Annotated in this window: 17 protein-coding genes; 3 read left to right on the forward strand and 14 right to left on the reverse strand. The window is 55.9% G+C overall.

Translation table 11 applies throughout. The features are described 5' to 3' along the window. The coding region (locus VNL73_09365; protein ID HXF49613.1) for a M6 family metalloprotease domain-containing protein at positions 1-1,545 on the reverse strand (1,545 nt) is incomplete at its 3' end. 241 nt (positions 1,546-1,786) lie between these two features. Here VNL73_09365 and VNL73_09370 point away from each other — a divergent pair. Continuing rightward, positions 1,787-2,755 carry a hypothetical protein gene (locus tag VNL73_09370; protein HXF49614.1) on the forward strand — a complete coding sequence of 323 codons (969 nt, stop codon included), beginning with the start codon at positions 1,787-1,789 and terminating at the stop codon, positions 2,753-2,755. A 304-nt stretch (positions 2,756-3,059) separates the two neighbouring features. Here the strand turns inward: VNL73_09370 and VNL73_09375 are convergent, their stop codons facing one another. From VNL73_09375 to VNL73_09395, 5 genes are all read right to left on the reverse strand, one after another. Next, complete coding sequence (locus tag VNL73_09375; GenBank protein HXF49615.1) at positions 3,060-4,340, reverse strand: hypothetical protein; 1,281 nt, start codon at positions 4,338-4,340, stop codon at positions 3,060-3,062. 159 nt (positions 4,341-4,499) lie between these two features. Continuing rightward, positions 4,500-5,864 (reverse strand): PQQ-dependent sugar dehydrogenase, encoded by a 1,365-nt coding sequence (locus tag VNL73_09380; GenBank protein ID HXF49616.1) that lies wholly within the window; start codon positions 5,862-5,864, stop codon positions 4,500-4,502. 191 nt (positions 5,865-6,055) lie between these two features. Beyond that, positions 6,056-7,612 carry a putative Ig domain-containing protein gene (locus tag VNL73_09385; GenBank protein ID HXF49617.1) on the reverse strand — a complete coding sequence of 519 codons (1,557 nt, stop codon included), beginning with the start codon at positions 7,610-7,612 and terminating at the stop codon, positions 6,056-6,058. Positions 7,613-7,726: 114 nt separating this feature from the next. Next, entirely contained in the window at positions 7,727-8,497 is a 771-nt protein-coding gene (locus VNL73_09390) for a hypothetical protein (GenBank protein ID HXF49618.1), read from the reverse strand. A 53-nt stretch (positions 8,498-8,550) separates the two neighbouring features. Further along, positions 8,551-9,816, reverse strand: a complete 1,266-nt coding sequence (locus VNL73_09395) for a hypothetical protein (GenBank protein HXF49619.1) — start codon at positions 9,814-9,816, stop codon at positions 8,551-8,553. A gap of 216 nt (positions 9,817-10,032) precedes the next feature. Here VNL73_09395 and VNL73_09400 point away from each other — a divergent pair, with 216 nt between their 5' ends. Then, a complete protein-coding gene (locus VNL73_09400; GenBank protein ID HXF49620.1) occupies positions 10,033-10,272 on the forward strand; it encodes a hypothetical protein in 240 nt (79 codons plus the stop codon). A gap of 476 nt (positions 10,273-10,748) precedes the next feature. Here VNL73_09400 and VNL73_09405 read toward each other — a convergent pair whose 3' ends face one another. The 3 genes from VNL73_09405 to VNL73_09415 all read right to left on the reverse strand — a co-directional run bounded on the left by VNL73_09405 (position 10,749) and on the right by VNL73_09415 (position 12,978). After that, positions 10,749-11,153, reverse strand: a complete 405-nt coding sequence (locus VNL73_09405; protein ID HXF49621.1) for a hypothetical protein — start codon at positions 11,151-11,153, stop codon at positions 10,749-10,751. A gap of 79 nt (positions 11,154-11,232) precedes the next feature. Further along, positions 11,233-12,264, reverse strand: a complete 1,032-nt coding sequence (locus tag VNL73_09410; protein ID HXF49622.1) for a hypothetical protein — start codon at positions 12,262-12,264, stop codon at positions 11,233-11,235. 123 nt (positions 12,265-12,387) lie between these two features. Continuing rightward, positions 12,388-12,978: a hypothetical protein gene (locus VNL73_09415; GenBank protein ID HXF49623.1), complete on the reverse strand. Its 591-nt coding sequence runs from the start codon at positions 12,976-12,978 to the stop codon at positions 12,388-12,390. A gap of 70 nt (positions 12,979-13,048) precedes the next feature. Here VNL73_09415 and VNL73_09420 point away from each other — a divergent pair, with 70 nt between their 5' ends. Next, entirely contained in the window at positions 13,049-13,420 is a 372-nt protein-coding gene (locus VNL73_09420) for a DUF559 domain-containing protein (GenBank protein HXF49624.1), read from the forward strand. 52 nt (positions 13,421-13,472) lie between these two features. Here the strand turns inward: VNL73_09420 and VNL73_09425 are convergent, their stop codons facing one another. The 5 genes from VNL73_09425 to VNL73_09445 all read right to left on the reverse strand — a co-directional run bounded on the left by VNL73_09425 (position 13,473) and on the right by VNL73_09445 (position 18,400). Continuing rightward, positions 13,473-13,841 carry a hypothetical protein gene (locus VNL73_09425; protein HXF49625.1) on the reverse strand — a complete coding sequence of 123 codons (369 nt, stop codon included), beginning with the start codon at positions 13,839-13,841 and terminating at the stop codon, positions 13,473-13,475. Continuing rightward, the gene (locus VNL73_09430) at positions 13,838-14,659 is read right to left on the reverse strand and encodes a hypothetical protein (protein HXF49626.1); all 822 of its coding nucleotides are present in this window, start codon (positions 14,657-14,659) and stop codon (positions 13,838-13,840) included. The genes VNL73_09425 and VNL73_09430 overlap by 4 nt, the downstream gene beginning before the upstream one ends. Before the next feature lies 1 nt (position 14,660). Then, entirely contained in the window at positions 14,661-16,085 is a 1,425-nt protein-coding gene (locus VNL73_09435; protein ID HXF49627.1) for a hypothetical protein, read from the reverse strand. Between the two features lie 440 nt (positions 16,086-16,525). Next, entirely contained in the window at positions 16,526-17,623 is a 1,098-nt protein-coding gene (locus VNL73_09440; GenBank protein HXF49628.1) for a hypothetical protein, read from the reverse strand. Between the two features lie 354 nt (positions 17,624-17,977). After that, positions 17,978-18,400: a hypothetical protein gene (locus tag VNL73_09445; GenBank protein HXF49629.1), complete on the reverse strand. Its 423-nt coding sequence runs from the start codon at positions 18,398-18,400 to the stop codon at positions 17,978-17,980. Between the last annotated feature and the right edge of the window lie 113 nt (positions 18,401-18,513).

Consider the following 18,513-nt stretch of genomic DNA (forward strand, 5'->3'; position numbering starts at 1 on the left):
AACGTTGGTGGAAGCGATGGAAACGGAGGCCGTTGTGGGTGCCGTGCCGGTATCCGGCGTAACGGCGAGCCAGCTCTGATTCCACGAGGCCGTCCAGTTCAAACTTCCCCCCCCGTCGTTATAGACGTTCAAATTGCGCGCCGCCGGCGGCGTTCCCTTGTAAATGGCGTTGAAAATGAACCCGTTCTGCCCCAGCCGGATGTACGGGGAAGGATAAATCACCTGCAAATCGGCGCTCATCACCGAATCGGAGTTGGAAATGTTGCGGACCGCCACCTGCGTGGGACTTAAATTCCGGTTGTTGCTGTTCGGGGAGGAAAACTCGTCAAACGTGCGGTTGTTCGTGCTCCCGGGATACGGGTCCGCCCCGTCCGACCCGCCAAAGCCGTTCTCCAGTTCAAAAAGCCCGTCCGCCTGCTCCAGCGCCACTTTGTAGGTCTGTTCGTCGTCGTTGTCCGGCACGTCGTCGTTGATGTGCCAGATGAAAAGCCCCCCCGCCGGAAGGAACGAGTCAAACCCCCGGCGGAAGCGGTTCTCCGCCAAAAAGTATTGATACCCCCCCGTCCCCTGCGTCCACAGCCGGTACACAGTCGGGGTGAACTGCACGGTGGGAAGGGAAACCCCCGTCTGGTTGGCGGTCGAATTGATGGGGGCCAGCCACCCCACCTCCTTTTTGCACCACGCGGAAGGATGCCCCGGCGTCCGGCTGTTGTTCAAATAATTCCCGCCGGACATGATGCACCAGACCCCCAGCCCGGAGGAACTCCCGTCCGTGTCGTACAAATCCGGCAGCCCGAAGAGGGAATGCCCCGCCTCGTGGCAGAACACGCCGATTTGAATCGGAATCGGCCCCGGCTGCTGCTCCGGCTGGATGGCGTAGCGGTTCATCGTTTTCCCGTCCCGCGGCGGCGTCCCGAAAGTCCAGGCATGCGACCAAATGTCGTTCACGTTCCCCGTGTACTCCCCCCCCGGGCCGGAATGGATGACAAAAAGTCCGTCCACCGCGCCGTCGGCGTCGGCATCGTATTGCGAAAAATCGACGAACGGATCCGCCGCCGCCACGGCATCCTCCGCGAACTTCTGGCCGTTGTTGGGATAGTTCCCCCGCCCGTAGTACCCCCCGGTATAATAGGCGTTCGTCTGCGGCAGCGTGTAAGGGCCGTACACGTCGCCGAGGATCACGGTCTGCCCGTAGGAAACCTCCTTGAAATAATCGGTCATGTTTTTCGTGGGGTTGGCGCCGAACAAATTGGTCTGCAGTTGTGCCTGCGTGACGTTGAGGCCGTCCGCCGAGGTGGGCCGGTCGGAGGGGGCGGCATAGATGACCACCACCTTGAGCGTGTCGGGCAGCACCACCGCCGCTTTACCCATCGTGCCGGAGGGGGACGCCTTGGCCCGGTAGGGGTTCGGGTTGCGGTATCCCTCCTTTATTTTCCAGTTTTTTTGCTGGGCAACGAACTCCCCCCACTTCCCCTCCGCTTTCCACCGGGCTTCCAAATCGGGATGGGGGGGCGCGGCGTGAATGGAGAGGGCGGTTAAAAACAAAAAACAACTCCCCCAAAACGCTCTCATTTTCATTTGAATTCCCTCGCCTGCATGCAGCCCAAGCCGCTCCTAAGTTTTTGTACCGGGCCCAACCTCCGGGCGGCTGTAGGAATATACGCCCAAAACCCCTTTCTGGATAGCCCTTTTTGGCCCTTTGCCCAACCCGGCCTCCCTCTTCCCTCTTCATCGGCCGCCAAGCCGTTAAAAATTGCCCCTTTTTTTGCCGATAATAAGAAGTGGAATGAGACGTTTTCAATCTATGGGAATTTCCCCATATTGGGGGAAGCCCTTAAAACGGAAAATTTCAGCCGGCCGGGAACTCCTTCTTTGCGGCCCTATTTTGGCGGCCCTGCTTTGGACCGCCGAGGCGAAAGCCCTCTCCCTGCGCGAAGGGCTTGCCGGCCGCACCGGCTTGGCTTTTGAATCGGGCTTGGCCAAACCGACCTTGACCGAAAAGGCGGACGCTTGGACCGTGAGCTTTCCCAAGGGGTTTTTGGTCAAGCGGGACGTTTATAATCAGATTCTCGCCTTCCATTACTTCCGTTCCGAGTCCCGCTGGGCCGAAACGGACGGCCCGAACGACGGCGCCGGTTTCACTTTCGCGGCAAGGGAGGATGCCGACCGGCTCACCAACCATTTCTTCGTTCTGTCCATGGAGCATCCGGTCAAATCCTTCTGGAAGTTCGACAATTATTTGACCTTCGGGCTGGGGTTGAACAGTTGGAAGATGACGGATGCAAACGGGAATTTGAAGCAGCTGGAGGACTTGAACGGCCGGATGTTCGACGCCAAGGACGACCGCATCATCCTCGCCGTCGGCGCCGGCGGCGAAATCTTCTTCTCCGATTACATCGCGCTGGATGTCGGCGGCGATTTGTACTACAACACCAAAATTCTTTCGCAATTTCAGGGCGACCGCAACATCAAAAACAAAAACAGCTACGGCCTTTTCAACGCTTTAACCAGTCTGCACACCCGGCTGAATTTCTACTTCGGGCGCGAAAGGGACTCCGACCGCGACGGCGTGCCGGACAAGCGGGACGCCTGCGACAACAACCGTCCGGGGGAAATTGTCGATTCCGACGGCTGCACGCTGGACAAGGACGCCGACGGCATTGTGGACTGGCTGGACTTGTGCGCCCAAACCCCCTACGGCACCCGTGTGGATGGCGACGGCTGCCCGCTCACCCACTCCTCCACCGAACCGTAAATCGGATTAATTTTTCAAAAAACCATTTTCTTCGGCAGCGTTTTAATGCTGCCTAACTGTTAACCATTCCAAACTCCTGCCGATAGAAAAACTAAAGGCCTTTGCGGCCAAAGCATCGAGGGGGCTCGCCTGGGAAGGGGGAAATTTGGGACGCTGTCCGGAGGAAACGCTCCGGCAAAAAAAGGAAACTCCCAAGCGAAGAATCGATGCGCCCCGCAAGGGCTTTTTTGTTTCTATTTTGTCATTCTGAGCGAAAGCGAAGAATCTCGTTTTTCAACCACTAATAACTAATTACTGCCTTTCGTTAGCACGGAAACCCCTCCTGCAAAAACACCGCATTCAGCTCCAAAACAATATCCGCCGGCGTCCCCATCCCGTCACAATTCAAATCGCACGAGGAAACTCCCCCCGGCGGCGGCATCTGCAGCATCACGCAGTTCAAAATCCAAACCACATCCGCCGGGGAAAGCGCCACATCCTGGTTCAAATCCCCCTTCGGATAAGCCACCGTTATGACGCTTTTGACAAAATTCGCCGGCCTATCCCGCGGTTCGGTATTGGTAAAAGTGTTTTGCAAACCTTGTATGGTGCAGGTATCCAGCTCAAACGTTCCCAGATTGTTCCAAACCGTGTCAAATTTGATTTGCCACACCGCCTTTCGCACGGCATTGGGTGGTTCTATTGTAATGGGGTCCGCCGGGTCAAACCCGCCCCCCACCAAAAAGGAATCCGGGCTCGTGCTGTTATATCTAAAGAAATTAGAAGCTGCCCCATACCGCAAACCCGGCACCAACGAAGTTATCACCACACTAAAAGTTCGATTCCCATTGGAGTGCCGTGGCAAAATGCCATACGCCCCGCCGGAAGTGGATTTCTCAACCAAGACCAGCGTCAAAAAAGAGAGCGAATCCTTGTTGGTTATATAAACGGTCACCGTCGTGTACGGATGCCCCGCCCCCGGCACCACCGTCTTCGACTCCAGAATCACCGAATCTCTCGGGTCCGGCGGCTGAACTACCCTTACCACGCTCTTCACAAAATTCACCGGCCAATCGGTCGGGCCCGTGTCGGTGAAAGTGGGAGAAAGACCGAACAATGTAGCGGAGTCCAGCTCAAAGGTCCCCGGATTATTCCAAACCGAGTCGAATTTTATCTCCCAGATAGGCGTTCGGACGGGAAAAGGCGGTGCAATGTTGGAAGGATCGGCAGGGTCAAAGCCGGCGGCAATTAGGAAAGAGTCCGGACTGGAATTGTTATACTTGCTTAAAGCAACCGCCATTTGCGCGCGAAAATACGGAGACAAAAAGTTGATTATCCCGGGAAGACTCCGGGGATAGCCCAGAATGCCGTATGCCCCACCAGAGGTGGAAACCTCTTTCAAGGCCAAAGTAAGATAAGTAAGTGAATCCACGCTGGTGATGTACGTCTTCACGTACAGATAGGCCGCTGTATCGCTTCCGCTCCCCGGATAAAAACCGGGCGCCACCGTTTTTGATTCAAGGATAATCGAATCCCCCGGCCGGGCCTGCCCATAAGCCGTTGCTGCGGCAACTAAAGACAACAAAACCACAATCAAGATTTTCACGCGCCCCTCCTTTGGAAGGTTGCAAAATCCGACCGGCGAACCTGCCCGTTCATTTTTTAACTTTTCCTTTCCGGTTAAAGCTAACCCCCCCCTTTTTTTTTGTCAAGCCCTTGTAGGGGCGAGGCCTGCCTCGCCCTTACACCAAAAGTGCAAGGACTACTAACACGGAAACGCCCCGCCGGAAAACGTCCGGTTTAAAAGAATCACCACGTCTGCCGGCGTGCTGGTCCCGCTGCAGTCAAAATCACAGGCCGAATCCCCCCCCGGCGGCGGCTCGGCGGAAAAAACGCATAAGAGATGCAGAACCACGTCCGCGGGCGTTACCGCCAAATCCAGATTCAAATCCCCCTTCAAATACGCAATTCGCCGCAATTGCCCGCTGTTGGGGGCAAAATTGACGAACTGCAAAAGGTAATACAAAGCCCCGTCCCGCCCCACTTGGAAATCGGAGCCGGATACAAAACCAACCCCCCAGTTCGCCGTGTCCGGCTGCCCCGGCACATCCGGTGCCCCGCTCCAGATGCCTCCGGTTTTCTTGATACGCCGCAAAAATCCCTCATAGTAGTCGATGAAAAAGAAGTCCCCGTCATATTCGGGGGGAAAATTGTAAAAATTCGGCCCGCTTGCCGGACGATACAAGCCGGCGGAGATGATGGAGGCGGTGAAGCCGGAGCGGTTGTAATAGGCGATGGGCGCGTCAAAACTGCCGTTTCCGAACCCTCCCGGCTCGTTGCATCCGGCAATCACGCGGGAGGCCGGCCCTTCCCGGAACGGCCAGCCAAAATTCTCCCCCCCCGCGCACTCGCTCACTTCCTCCCACGTCCCCTGCCCCACGTCCGCGATATACAAATTTCCCGTCTGCGCATCGATGTTGAACCGGAACGGATTGCGCAGCCCATACGCCCACACCAGCCGCGCGTTGGCATCCGGGCCGGGAAAAGGATTGCCCGGCGCGATTAAAGCCGACTTGGAGGCCGGGCCCGAACCGCCCCCCGGCAAACTGTCAACGGAAAGCCGCAAAATGACTCCCTTGAAGGTTGTGGAATCCTGCGCGGCGCAGGGGTCGGCATCCTCGCCAAGCGAAGCATATAGCATCCCGTCCGGCCCGAACCGTATCGTCCCGCCGTTGTGGTTGTCCGCATTGTCCGGAATGTCGGTGATGATGTTGTAGCGGCTCCCCAGCGCCAGATTATGGCTCGAAGAATTGCTCAAATCCCCCGTCGCCGTGAACATCGCAAGATAAATGACGGAACCCGGCGTCCGGTCGAAGTAAACATAGACGTACGGACGACTCGGCCACCCCGGGTCGATGGCAATTCCCAAAAGCCCCTGCTCGTTCCCGGCCGTGTTCACGTCCGCAATGGTTGCAATCGGGTCGGTGGTGGAAATCGCTCCGTTGACAATCATCCGGATTCTCCGCGTCTTCTGCTCGGCAAACAAAATCCTGCCATCCGGCAAAAAAGCAAAGGCCGAGGGCTGCGATAGTCCGGTTACAATCGGCTGGTCAACAAACCCCGTCGGCACCGTCCCCCCGCTCGCCGGGGTATGGGGGAAAAAAACAGGGACGGCCGCCCATAAACAGGCCAAAGCCGTCCCGAACAACGTCCTACATCTCCTCACTGTATGTTTATACGGCGGTCGGTGCATATTAGCTGAAAAGAAAAAATGTAGGGGCGAGGCATGCCTCGCCCTCACGAAATGTCAGCAATCCCGGTCTAACACGGAAACGCCGCCCCCGAAAAAACGGCGTTCAAAAGCAAAACCGCGTCCGATTGCGTGTTGCTCCCGCTGCAGTTCAAATCGCACCCTTGAAAACCCACCGGCGGCGGGGTCAAGAGAAAAATACAGTTTAGGATATGTATCAAATCCGCGGGTGTCAGCGAGCCGTCCGCGTTCATATCCCCCTTCCGGACGGACACGGAAAAATCGATTTGGCAATTGCTCGTTGCCCCGCATAAATCCCGTACTTGCACGGTTGCAGAGCGCAAACCCCATTGCGACCCGCTTGGCGTCCATTGCACCAGCCCGGAGGGGGAAACCGTAAGCCCCGCCGGCCCGGAAACGAGCGAGAATTGCAAATTTCCATTATCCACCGGGTCGATATCCGCACCGGAAAGTTGTAACGAAAACGCCGCCCCCGTATCCCCCTTCACCACATCCATAGGACAATTGTTGATAGTCGGCGCGGCGTTCGTTACCACCAGCGCAAAAAGACAGCTCGTGGACTCCGGCCCCGGCCAGCAGCCCCCAAAACTGTCAATCGCAAGCGCGTGCACGAATTGCGGCGAAAAACCGACGTCGGAGCAGGAGGTTTGATACGACCACGTTCCATTAGAGCCAACCGTCCCCGGCCCGCTTAACTTGGAAAACGACAACAAATCCCCCGCATCCGGGTCCGAGCCGTTGAACTGGTTGGTTGCCATCTCCCCGTGCGAAACCGTAACCGTGCTTTGTGCGGGAGAGCAAGAAGGCGCATTGTCAATGACGTTAAGCGTAAAACTACATTGGTTAACGGTACCCGATTGACTCACACCGCGAACCGTCACCGGAATAGCTCCAAGCGGGCACCGTCCGGAAAATGTATAGACCCCGCTGGAGTTGATGGAACCCGGGCCGCTGGTCACCGACCAAGTCACCGATGCATCGGCATCAAAATCATAATTGTAAGGTCGGCCATACAAAACGTTGCCTCCCGCGCCTGCACAATTCAAAATACCCCAATCGTCACTCATGAAAATTCCGCCCCAAACGAAGTTGACACCAATTGAAGTTCCGCCAATACTTACGAAACCGACCCGGTTGTCAAAAATTACCGCCGAATCGATTGCTGCCTGGCCGGCTCCCTTTGTCGAATCAAATCGCATCTCCCAGAATACCTTTCGAGTCGAATTGGGCAGCTCTGCTGTGGCCGTATCGCTCGGGTCCCAAAAAGCCGACCAAATCGCTGAATCCGGACTGGCGTTGTTTAGGAAAGGAGAAAAGGTCAGATTGTTTCCCAAAGTGGAAGTCAGCCGGTTCATCGTCCCGGCAAACGTGCGTGGATAGCCGAGGACGACAAACGCTGTGCCGGAAAGAGTGCGTATCTCCACCGGCAAGGTAAAATTTGCCAGTGTATCTTTGTTTGTGATGTCGACCCTGATTAAAAGAGCCCCGGAACCGGCCAGCCCGGTTGCGGCGGTCTTTGATTCGATAATCACCGAATCCCGCGCATCCGGCTGGGCAAAAACGTTGGAAGCGGTTAATAGCAGAATTGCGGCAACAAGCCCTTTCATTCTTCTGTAGTTTTCCTTTCCGGTAAAAGTTAACTAATTCCCACCCCCCGTCAACGAAAAAAAACACCCCTTGAGAATTCCCCCGGTAGCCGACACGTTAGTGTCGGGTATTGCCTAACACGGAAACCCCTCCCCCCCAAACACGGCGTTCATCAATAGCATCACGTCCGCTAAGGTCCGCTCCCCGTCGCAGTTCAAATCGCACGCCCCAAACCCCGCCGGCGGCGGCAGGTTCTGCATCACGGCGTATAGAATCAAAACCGCGTCCGCCGGCGTCAAAACCGTACTCATATCCAAATCCCCCCTGTACGCAAGCGTGAGGATGGCGGGTAAAAAGTTGACCGGCGCATCCACCGGCGCCGTGTTGGTGAAAAGGGAAACAAGACCGGCAATGGTGCTGTTTTCCAGTATCACCTGCCCCGCAGAGTCGGAACTGTGCCTGAACTTCAATTCCCAAATCGGCTTGCGGGCCGCGTTGGGCGGCTCAATCGTCTCCGGAGTGCTCCCGTCAAAACCCGCCGCAATCAGGAACCGGTCGGGGCTGTGGTCGTTGTAAGAAGAGACGCTGATGTTAGCAAAATAACGCAGCGTATTGGTCAAGGGAGTCACAACGCTCCCAAACGTGAGCGCTCCGCCCGGGCTTCGGTTCAACAAAACATACGCCGAGCCAACCAGGGAAGATTCCCGGCAGACAAAGGTCAAAAAAGTTATAGAATCCTTGTTGGTGATGGAAAGTTTTATGGTGAAAGCCGGGTTGCCCGTCAGGCCGGGCGCCAGGGTCTTCGATTCAAGTATGATGGAATCCCACGGGTCGGGCACTTGGGCCAACGCCGTCGCCGCCGTTAGCATCGAAAAAATCAGGAGAACTCCCCACTTTTTCAGCACGGAATTTTTTCCCTCCCCCTCTCTGTGTCGGAGAGGGGATAAAGGGGTGAGGTCTAACAAGGAAACCCCCGCCCCATAAACACCGCCATAAGCTCCAAAATCACATCCGCCGGGCTCCGCTTGTTGTCGCAGTTCAAATCGCAGGGATACGCCCCGCCACCCGGCATTCCCATATCAAAAACGCAGTTCAAAAGCTCCACCACGTCCGCCCCGCTCAAACTCCCGTCCAAATTGAAATCCCCTTTCGGCCGCACGGTGATGACCGACTTGACGAAATTCACCGGTAGTTCACGAGGTTCCGTGGTCGTGAATGTGGTAGGCAAATTTTGAACATGGGTCGAATCGATCTCAAAGGTACCGGAATCCAGAAAGACGGAATCAAATGTTATCTCCCAAATCGCCTTCCGGGTCACATTGGGCGGCTCAATCGTTGTTGGGTCGGCAGGGTCAAAACCACCGGATATCAAAAACTTATCTGGACTTTCTCCCTCGTATGGAAAGGGACAGACATCTATCGTTTTATTCAACGTATTGGTCAAAAACCTCATAAAATTCCGGGGCGGGCACCAGGGCCCGGAAAGCTGGGCATACGCCCCATTGGTAAGCGTGCTTTCTTTTAAAGCTAGTGTAAGAAAAGTCAACGAATCCTTGTTGGTAATGTAAACCTTCATCGTAAAAGCCGGGTCGCCTACACCGGGCAAGACAACTTTCGATTCCAGAATCACCGAATCCCGCGGGTCGGCCTGCGGGCGAACCGTAATGATGCCTTTCACGAAATTCACCGGCAAATCCTGCGGCCCTGTATTGGTGAAGGTGGGTTTAAGCCCCATAACTGTGGCGGAATCCAGCTCAAACGTGCCCGCATTCGGTCGGACGGAGTCAAATTTTATCTCCCAGATGGGCGTTCGGACGTTAAAGGGCGGCGCAATGGTGGAGGGATCAGCCGGGTCAAAACCGGCAGCCAAGAGAAGAGTGTCCGGGCTGCTGTTGTCGTACCATAAAGTGAAGGCGGGTGGGTTCCGAAAGTAGTTGCTCAAGGGTGATAGTATGCCAAAGAATGTACGGGGATACCCCAAGACGCCGTAGGCCCCGCCGGACGTTGAAACCTCCTTTAACGGCAAAGTCAAAAAAGTGAGCGAATCCTGGCTGGTGAGGTACATTTTCACGTACAGATATGCCGCCGTGTCTGAAGTGCTCCCCGGATAAAACCCGGGCGCCACCGTTTTTGACTCGAAGATAATCGAATCCCCCGGACGGGCCTGCCCAAAAGCCCCAGCCGAAGCTACCAGCAAAAGCGCAAGCGCCAATAATCTTTTCATAATACCCTCCCTTTGCATTGAAGCTGGTTGGAAGAAAAACAACCCCAAAAATGAATAAAGCCCCCTCCCAAGCTTGGAAACACTCGGCAGGCGGCCTCTGTTTTCATCGCACCACTATCCTATCTGTTTAAAGTTACCCCCCCCTCGATTCTTGTCAAGAGATATGACCCCCGTCAGCGACATTTTTTTCCGAATTGCCGATACTTTTAGTCGGATATGAGTCTGCTCTTCAAAAACAATCTGCCCAAGGCGCGGAAGTTTTTCATCAGTTCGACTCTTTTCTTCTCCGGCTGGACCGCCTTGAACTTCGCCTCCGCGCACGAACTGAACCCCCTTTGGGATTTCCACGGCTTGACGGCGCTCGCCGTCCTCGGCAAAACCTGCGGCTCCGGCTTCTGCTGGTGGCTGACGGAAAAACGGATAAAAAAACAAACCCTCGCACAACCTTCCATTTAACCCTCGAAACCGAACCGCTAAACGCTTAAAATCAAACTTCTTAGCCCGGCTTAATTGCAAAATGCAACACCAAGTATGAAGCGTTTTGCAACCTGCTCGACATCCATCCTTTTGTATAAAGTTGTGGACAACTTCTTTTCGGCTTCTTTTTTTCGACCCCATCGAACCCTCCGCTTTTTCCTAATCTCTTCACATTTTTTTCTTTACAAATTTATTTTGGCTCATCATATTCCAGTCACAGTTCGGAATTAACTTCCATTGGAATGGAAAGAATTGGGTTAATTGATTGACGGCATAGGAATTGCTTCACTTACCCTTTTGCTTTAGCGGGTTTTACTGAAGAGTAGAATAAAAGTTTGGGTGAGTGGTGCCGCGCTGGAATTGTACCCCAGCCACCTGACGTTAGAGTCGGGCATCCCCCCTCCACCACTCCCCAATTAAAATAGAACCCCCCGCAATTTGGCGGGGGGTTTTTTTTATTCCCTTCTCTTCCCTACTTGAATGTGAATATGCGGGGAAGCGGTCCCCCGGTCATTGACCAGAATCACCCACCCCGGCAGCTCCTCCCACCAGGTTGCAAAGTACTCCCGCAGCGCCTGTACTTCCTCCGCCGACAAATCCCGCGAGCGGATATCGACCGCCCGGCAGGGGAAATCCAAATGCGGGCTGGGACGGACTCTTCCAACCCGCGCAAAAAATTCAGGATAAAGTTCCCTCTGCTCCACCTCCGTCCGGCCGACGGAAGTAACCACCAGCTCCCGCCCGAATTTTTTCTGAAAAAAGAAATCTAGTTCGACCGCAACCGCCCGCACCCGCGGGTCAATCGCTTCCAAATCATAAAACTGCCGCCGCAGGTTCTCCTGCTTGAATTGCATATCCATTCTTGTCCCCTCCTTACGAAGGAGGGGATTAAGGGGAGGTTGTCTTTGTAGGGGCGGTTCGTGAACCGCCCCCTGCAAATCACCACGTAAACTGCCAGCTTGCCTGATTGGGAACAACCACCGTCCGCTTGGCAATCGGCGCGGAGTTCAGATAAACCGTGAACTCATATTTTGTTGTCGAGGGCGTCAAACTAAGATTCGGATACAAATCCAAAAACCAGTAACCGGCAGAATTGGTCGTCGCCGCTCTGAAATACGGCGAAACGACGATTAACCCCGCCTTGAGCGGCGCTGTTTTTATCTCCGCCGTGACGGTCACCCCCGCCAAGGAATCGGCGGAAAGCCCAAACACCCACCCATAAACCCGGCACAAAGAGGGGCTCGCCGGCGCCCCGGGGTCAAAAAGCGTCCCGGCGTAATTTTTGACCGTAGCGCCCGAAACGACCAGCGTCTCCGGCGCGGCAAACAAATATCCCGGTTTGAACAGCCGGACAAAATAAAATCCGGCGTTCAGATTGAACCGGATGACCCCGTTCGCGTCCGTATTCCCCATCCCCTGCGTCGCCAGTTGCGTCAAGGAATCGACCACTTGCACCTGCACCCCCGCAATCGGGAGAGCCCCCTGCTTCACGCTCACCGTCACCGGATTCGAACCTGCGCCAAGAGCCGACACTTGCGCAATCGTATCCGCCGAGACAATATTCACTTCGGGAAAGGCGGAGGTAACCGTGTAGGTGAACCATCCCCCTTCGTCAAAGTTATGGGAAATTCTCCCCCCGTTTTTCCAAACCAAAACCCGCACCGCATAAGCGCCCGTCGAGCCGTCCGACTTGGAGGCCCGAAAGGCCCGCCTAAAATTCCCCGTCCAGATTTTATCGGTGGCAAAAGCGACAAACGTGGATTCAAAAAGCGTCCCCTGATAATACCGCCAGTAGCCGATGGAATCCCCGTCCTGCTCCTTCAGCCCCAGCGAATCATGAAAATTGCCGGACAAATACAGCGTGTCCCACTTCGCCCCGCTTGAATTCCGAAACTCCCCCCACAAATCCGCCCGGGCGATTTCGATAGACAAAGCCGGCAACGCAACGGCTAATAGAAATGTTTTGATCACAGTTCTCCTTTTAGTTAGGTGCGAATCCGATGATTTCGTTTTTTTTGTCCCCCTTACCAAGGGGGACGAGGCCCGAAGGGCCGGAGGGGGTGTCTAAGTCCGGACGATTCTCCGCTTTCACTTTTACGGTTTCTTGATCAGCCGCTTCCGCCTCGGCGAACCGCCCCCGGATGCCGGCGTGTAAAAAATCTTGGCCCGCACGTGGTCAATCTCAATCTGGTTCTGCGCTATATCCTCCCGGCTGTATTTCAAAGACACGCGGAAATTGGAATTATTGGTCTCCGTAACCGTCCACACCCTCCCCCACAAATCCGCCGCCCCGCCAAACGCGTGATAAAACTCCCCCTCCCCTTCCGTATAAACCTCGGTTTTGGCCGCTGTCCAACTCGTCCCCCCGTTCCACGAAAGCCGTATCTGCAAATCCCCGGTGGACCCGCCCCCCTGCGGCGGGCTTTCCAAAAGCCGCCCCTCCGCTTCAATCTGAAGGCCGTTGATACTTTGGGCATCGGCGGGGACGTTGAACGAAAAATCCCAGCACCCCATCGTGTCATTGACCGCCCCCTCGATCGCCCGCGCATCGTTCGAGCTTACCGCGTTCCCCGGATTGGCAAACTGCCCCGCCGTGGAACCCGGGCTTTTGTATCCCGTATCATCGGCAAAGGCCGCCGCGGCGCCGAACGCCAAACCGGCAATCACCCGCCATTTATTTTTCATCGTTTCTATCCTCTCTTTTTCGCTTTATATTTTGTCCCTTATTTTTCCGGAGGGGATTGGAAGGGACTGAATGCCCGAAAAGAAGAACTATCTCGCTTACTCCAAAACCGGTGTCAACCGGGCGCGTCAACTGCGCAGGCAAATGACCGCCGTCGAAAAACTGCTGTGGGGGCGTCTGCGTTCGAATCGAATAGGAGCGCATTTTCGTCGTCAGGTTCCCTTTGGTCCTTACGTTGTTGATTTTCTCTGCGTAAAAGCGAAACTGTTCGTCGAACTGGATGGCGGTCAGCATTTTCAGAAAAAGGAAAAAACCGAAGACAGGAAACGCGACGCATTCTTTGGGAAATACGGCTTTACTGTTTTGCGATTTTCCGGTCATGAATTTCTCACGAACCTGCAGGGAGTATTGGACAAAATCTCTGATCATATCAAAAAGCAATGATTACTTGTCCCCTCTCCTTTTAGGAGAGGGTTAGGGAGAGGTTGCCTTTCCGTCACCCCATTTCGATTATGAGCAAATCCACCACCGCATTCTCCGCACCGGCAACCTTCGCCAGCCGGAAAACCTCCTCCCCCTCGCTCCCGACCACAACCGCAAAAACCGCCGACTTTTGCAAAACCGCCACCTTCGGATTTTTCAATCGCTGCGGCAGTTGGTTCCCCCGAAAATCCACCAGGTCTTTGTAAAACAAAACCTGCTCCATCCCTCCCAGAACCGCCGTCTCAAAAATTATCCGCTTCGCGCTCGGCGTGATTTCCGTCCGGAGCAATAGCAGTTCCGCTGCCCCCAAAGTGCCGTAAACGGAAACCCCCGGCACCGCCCAAATGCGTTTCGATTTGAGATAGTTTAAGGTTTGCGTCATACCTTCCCCGGAATCGTCATCGGTTTCAACCCTCCCGCCTTTTTCGCAAAAGGCGCCAAAAATTCCTGCGCCCGCCTCCGGTAAAAGTTGGACATAATCGCCCACGACCGCGAAAGCTGGTGCGATGGAACGTTTGCCTGCATCGACTCGAGCGATTTGATGTGCGCCAGAATGGAAACCGCCAGATAAGTCGCCCCCGCCGCAAGCCCCGCATCGGACGAATCCAGATACGCCGCGTCGATTCGGGAGACAACCTGCGCCTCCGCCTCTGCTACCGCATTCTCGATTATCTCTTCCCCCAAAAACGCAAAATCCAGCTTGAAATCGGCATAAACCGTCTGCCCGTCCTCGATGACCCCGGTTGCCAAACGTGAGAGCTCCCCCCTGCCGTAGTCGATTTTGTAATCCGTACTCCGCGTGTAAATTCTAAACGGCACATACCAAACGGTGACGGTGGCGTCGGAAGCGAGCGCCCCGCCCGCCAGTCGGCGCACCTTTCCCGCCGGATAATCCACGGCAAAATCCACCTGCTCGATATAGACCGTCCCCAGCGACGAATCGGACGCCGCGACCACCGACTCCGGTATCAAATCGGTCGACTGCAGTTGCACCCCCGCCGGCGTAAGCAGAACCGTTTCCTGCTTGGGAGTTTGCTCCTCCTTCCCTTTGACTTTTTCCGAGCTTGCCAAAACCGGCGCTCCCGGCAGTTTCACCGGGGAAGTTCCGCTCAATTTCAGAGCGAAATTCTCCACCGCCTGTCCCGCGGCCGAATGTTCAATCAAATGTTTCCGCACCAGTTGCGCATTGGTAAAAGGCATATCACTCCGTCACGTTTGGATAAATGGTTTCCGGAAGGGCCGAAAGCTGCGTTCCGACCGGGCCCGTGGAAAAAGCCGTGGCGACTTCAATCTTCAGCCAGTATTTGACCGTGCCGTTGACGCTCGCGCGTTTCCACTCCGCCGGTATTTGCGATTTGTCACTCCACAGATAGACCCCCGCCCCGCTGTCGGTAAAGTTGTAATTGCCGGAATCGGGAACGAACGCCGTCCACTCCGACCCGTTCCAGTAGGCATAGGTGACGACTCCGCCCACACCGGCAACCGAAAAGAGAACGCGGAAGAAATGAAACGCCTCCTCCATTCCCAAATACAAGGCATCCCCAACATCTTTGAGCATCGCCGCGGAAGTGGAATGCAAAACATCCCCCGCCGTTGCGGAAGCCCCCTCCGCCGTCTTGTCCTGGAATTTCGTGGTTGCCGAAGCGTCGTAAACAAAAACTTTCGCAAACGCCGCCTCTCCCGCAAAAAGCGGCACGGCGCTTCCAAACCCGCTCTCCCCTTTTTGCGCCAAAACAAGCTGGTTCTGCAAACTGCCGAAGCTTTTCAGATATAGTACCGTCGGTTTCCCGTTGGGAAAAACGACCAACGGAGCTGCACCGGTTGTATCGATTTGCAAAGCCCCGCCCCAAACCGTCCCGTCATTTTCCCGGTAGAAAAGCCCGGAGGAACTGGCATAAGCAACCCCCAATTTCCCGTCCGCCGAACTCTTGACGGCGAAGTTGGCATCAAACCCCGTCCCGCTCGCCAGAATCTCCTCCGCCCCCCAGAGCGACCCGCTGATCGGAAAATATCTTGCGGCCAACTTCGCTCCCCCCTCCGTGTAAACCGCATACACCCGGTCATTGAAAATCTCCACTTGGCCGTAAACCGCCGAAGCAACTCCGGACGTGAGCGTGGTTCCAACATCTGTCCCCCCGCTTCCCCACGTCGCCCCGTCGTTGATGGAGCTTTTTGCCGAGAGATAATATTTGCCTTCGGCGGAAACAAAACGCGTCCAGACCGCCCAGAGCCGGTCCGTGCGGTCCTTGACGATGACCGGGTAGTAATTCGAATCCACAGTCAAAACCTGCCGCACCGTGCCGACGCTCCAACTTCCGTTGGCAAACGACAGCTTCACCATCAGTAAAGCGAGCGTGGTCGCTTGCGTATAGATGACGTAGATGTTCCCGTCCTTGTCCATCGTGGCCGAAAAAGGCAAATCCGCCGAATCCGTGGCGACGTTTTGTGCCGCCGACCAATTGACGAACGGCGGATCGGCGAAAACCAGAACAATCGTCCCCGCCGTTTTCTGGTAAAGCGCCGCCCCTCTTCCCGCATACACGCCCGAAGGCGCTCTGAAAATCTTCCGTTGCGTCGAAAGCCCCGTCGGATTAAGCGCGGATGATGTGTCCAATAGTTTTTGCATCCTTCAATCCTTTTTTTGTAGTGGCGAATCCCTGGCCGGGCAGGCTTCAGATTCGCCCCTGCGAACCGAAGGTTCGCTCCAACCGTTTCTCTTGTAGGGGCGGTTCGTGAACCGCCCCCTGTGAAATTGCCTCAGAATTTCTCCCTCTTCTTGTCATTCTGAGCGCAGCGAAGAATCTGGGCGGTGCGGGGCGGACGAATCACTAATCCCCAATCCCTGATCCCTGTCTTTACAGGGGTGGGGACATCCTTTCTTCTTTCATTTTCCGGTGGCGCCGATTGGTTTTCGTAATCGGCGCTCCCGGCGATTGAACTTTTGCAGGGGGACGGCGCGCCGTCCCCCTGCCGGGTATGTCTTCCTGCTCACCCGGCCGGCAGACCAGCCGGCGGGGGCGGCCCCTCCGCTGGCGCGGAATCGGGCGGGGCCGGGAAAAGACATCCCTACCACGAAACGTCCAAAACCAGACTCGCTTCCTTGACGACCTTGGCATACGCCACCGCTTCCGAAACGACCGCCTCCTCCAGCCGCTGCTCGATGACCTTGTCAAACTCCACCATCAACGGTTGCGACACCGCCTCCTCGATGGCAAACCGGTTGTCCAGCCCGATGAGCAAATCCGCCGGCGCATCATCCGACCGGATGAGCTTCGTGCCCAAAGGCGTCACCAGCTCCCCGGTCTTCTGGAAGCGGAACCCCACCATCGGGTCTTTGAATTCGGAAAGCGTCAGAACCGTTTTCAATTTGTCCTTCGCCACCACCAAGGTGTTCATCTCGAACGGATAAAACTCGTTCCAAAAGCTCACCAAATCGGTGTAAGCCAGCGTGCCGGTGACCGCCGTGTTGATGACCGTCGCCGGGTTTGAATTCCCGTCCCCGTTGATGATGGTGTTGACGAGCAAACCGATTTTATCCGCCGAAAGCCGGAACCCCACGTACCACAAGAGCACTTTGAACTGCGCCATCGACCGGTAGCGCAGGGCGCGATACGAAATCGCCAGCGCGAGTCCATACTCCGGCACGGTGATGGTATGCTGCTGCTCCGTGACCAGCATCTGCGGCACGGAAGCCCCCTCCCCGACCGGCTTGAGTGAAAGCTTGGTCTGCGCCGGGGATACGTTGATGTAAAAAGGGGTGTAGCGGGACGCAAACACCGGCGTGGATGTCGCGACGAGCGTTTCGAGGCCGGGGCGCATCCGCTGGCCTGCCAGAATTTCCCGCCGGATGAACTCCGGCATCAAAACCGGCGCCGCGGCAAAAAACTCCTCCACCGTGGAAGCGTTCTTCCCTTCGGTTTTCAACCCCCGCACGACCAACTGTCGCTCAAAGGCGTCCAATGCCGAACCCAAAGGCGACGGGTCATACGGTTCGGTTTCAAGCAATTCCGAAAGCGTCATCCCCGAATTCTGTGCCTCCAGATAGGTTTCGCGCGAAATCTCCAGTTGCGCCGCCCGCGTCAAATCCGCCGCCCCTTTCCTCGGTTTCTCCGCCAGCGCGAGCGACATCCAGCTCGGCTCTTCCAAAAGTTTTTCCAGTTCCATTCTTTTCCTTTCTTATTTTTTCTCCCTTGTCAAAAAGACCCCCTTTTTCCTGTCCCCCTTACGAAGGGGGACAAACCTAAAGGGCTTGTCCCTTTGGGTCAGGGGGTTTTCTCTTTCAATCGTCAATCACTCAATCTTCTTCCCATCCGGCAGACAAATCTGAAACTTGTCCCCTCTCCTTCAGGAGAGGGTTAGGGAGAGGTTTCCCTGCAATCTTCAAACCCCGTCTTTCTGTCCCCCTGTATTTAAGGGGGACGAGGCCGACTTGTCCCGAGCACGGTCGAGGGAAGGCCGGAGGGGGTGTTTCTCTCTTGTCCCCTCTCCTTTTAGGGGAGGGTTAGGGAGGGGTTGCTCCTAATTCAAAACCACCGTGCAGTCCGTCGTGCCGTTGACGGCGATGACCGTCCCCCGGGCAACGTTCCCTCCCGCCGGGTCATTCCCCGCCAAGGCCGGCGCCTGCTTGACGGTCCCGGAAGCCCCGCCCACGACCCGGTTCCCGACCGCCGGCGCCGGCGTCGCGAGGTTGAGATTGACGATTCCCCCAATCTGCACCGTCGCCACTCTTTTCCCGTTGTCCGCGTCCGTGAGCGATAAATCAACCAATTTTCCCAAAAGCACCGACCCGTCCGTGGCCGGCCCCACCGTGTATCCCGCGGTGATGGTGACCGCCTTGCCGATGTCCGCATCTTTGAGGTCATCCACCCCGGCGGTCTGTTTGATTAAGAACGTGCCGAACACCGCCCCCAGTCCCTCCAGCGCCAAATCCCGTACTCCCATTTATTCTCCTTTCGTTTCGTTTCAATTTTTTGCATTTCCCGTAGGGGCGGTTCGTGAACCGCCCCCTCCTTCTTTCGTTTGCTGCTTCAACGTAGGGGCGAATCTCTGGATTC

The organism is Verrucomicrobiia bacterium (assembly GCA_035574275.1).
In the GTDB taxonomy this organism is placed as follows: Bacteria; Zixibacteria; MSB-5A5; order DSPP01; family DSPP01; genus DSPP01.

Bases quoted from the DNA above. Each gene is read 5' to 3' on its own strand.
- VNL73_09385 (HXF49617.1), bottom strand. From the start codon at position 7,612: ATGAAAGGGCTTGTTGCCGCAATTCTGCTATTAACCGCTTCCAACGTT.
- VNL73_09435 (HXF49627.1), bottom strand. From the start codon at position 16,085: ATGCAAAAACTATTGGACACATCATCCGCGCTTAATCCGACGGGGCTT.
- VNL73_09370 (HXF49614.1), top strand. From the start codon at position 1,787: ATGAGACGTTTTCAATCTATGGGAATTTCCCCATATTGGGGGAAGCCC.
- VNL73_09430 (HXF49626.1), bottom strand. From the start codon at position 14,659: ATGCCTTTTACCAATGCGCAACTGGTGCGGAAACATTTGATTGAACAT.
- VNL73_09395 (HXF49619.1), bottom strand. From the start codon at position 9,816: ATGAAAAGATTATTGGCGCTTGCGCTTTTGCTGGTAGCTTCGGCTGGG.
- VNL73_09425 (HXF49625.1), bottom strand. From the start codon at position 13,841: ATGACGCAAACCTTAAACTATCTCAAATCGAAACGCATTTGGGCGGTG.
- VNL73_09400 (HXF49620.1), top strand. From the start codon at position 10,033: ATGAGTCTGCTCTTCAAAAACAATCTGCCCAAGGCGCGGAAGTTTTTC.
- VNL73_09420 (HXF49624.1), top strand. From the start codon at position 13,049: ATGCCCGAAAAGAAGAACTATCTCGCTTACTCCAAAACCGGTGTCAAC.
- VNL73_09440 (HXF49628.1), bottom strand. From the start codon at position 17,623: ATGGAACTGGAAAAACTTTTGGAAGAGCCGAGCTGGATGTCGCTCGCG.
- VNL73_09415 (HXF49623.1), bottom strand. From the start codon at position 12,978: ATGAAAAATAAATGGCGGGTGATTGCCGGTTTGGCGTTCGGCGCCGCG.
- VNL73_09445 (HXF49629.1), bottom strand. From the start codon at position 18,400: ATGGGAGTACGGGATTTGGCGCTGGAGGGACTGGGGGCGGTGTTCGGC.
- VNL73_09405 (HXF49621.1), bottom strand. From the start codon at position 11,153: ATGGATATGCAATTCAAGCAGGAGAACCTGCGGCGGCAGTTTTATGAT.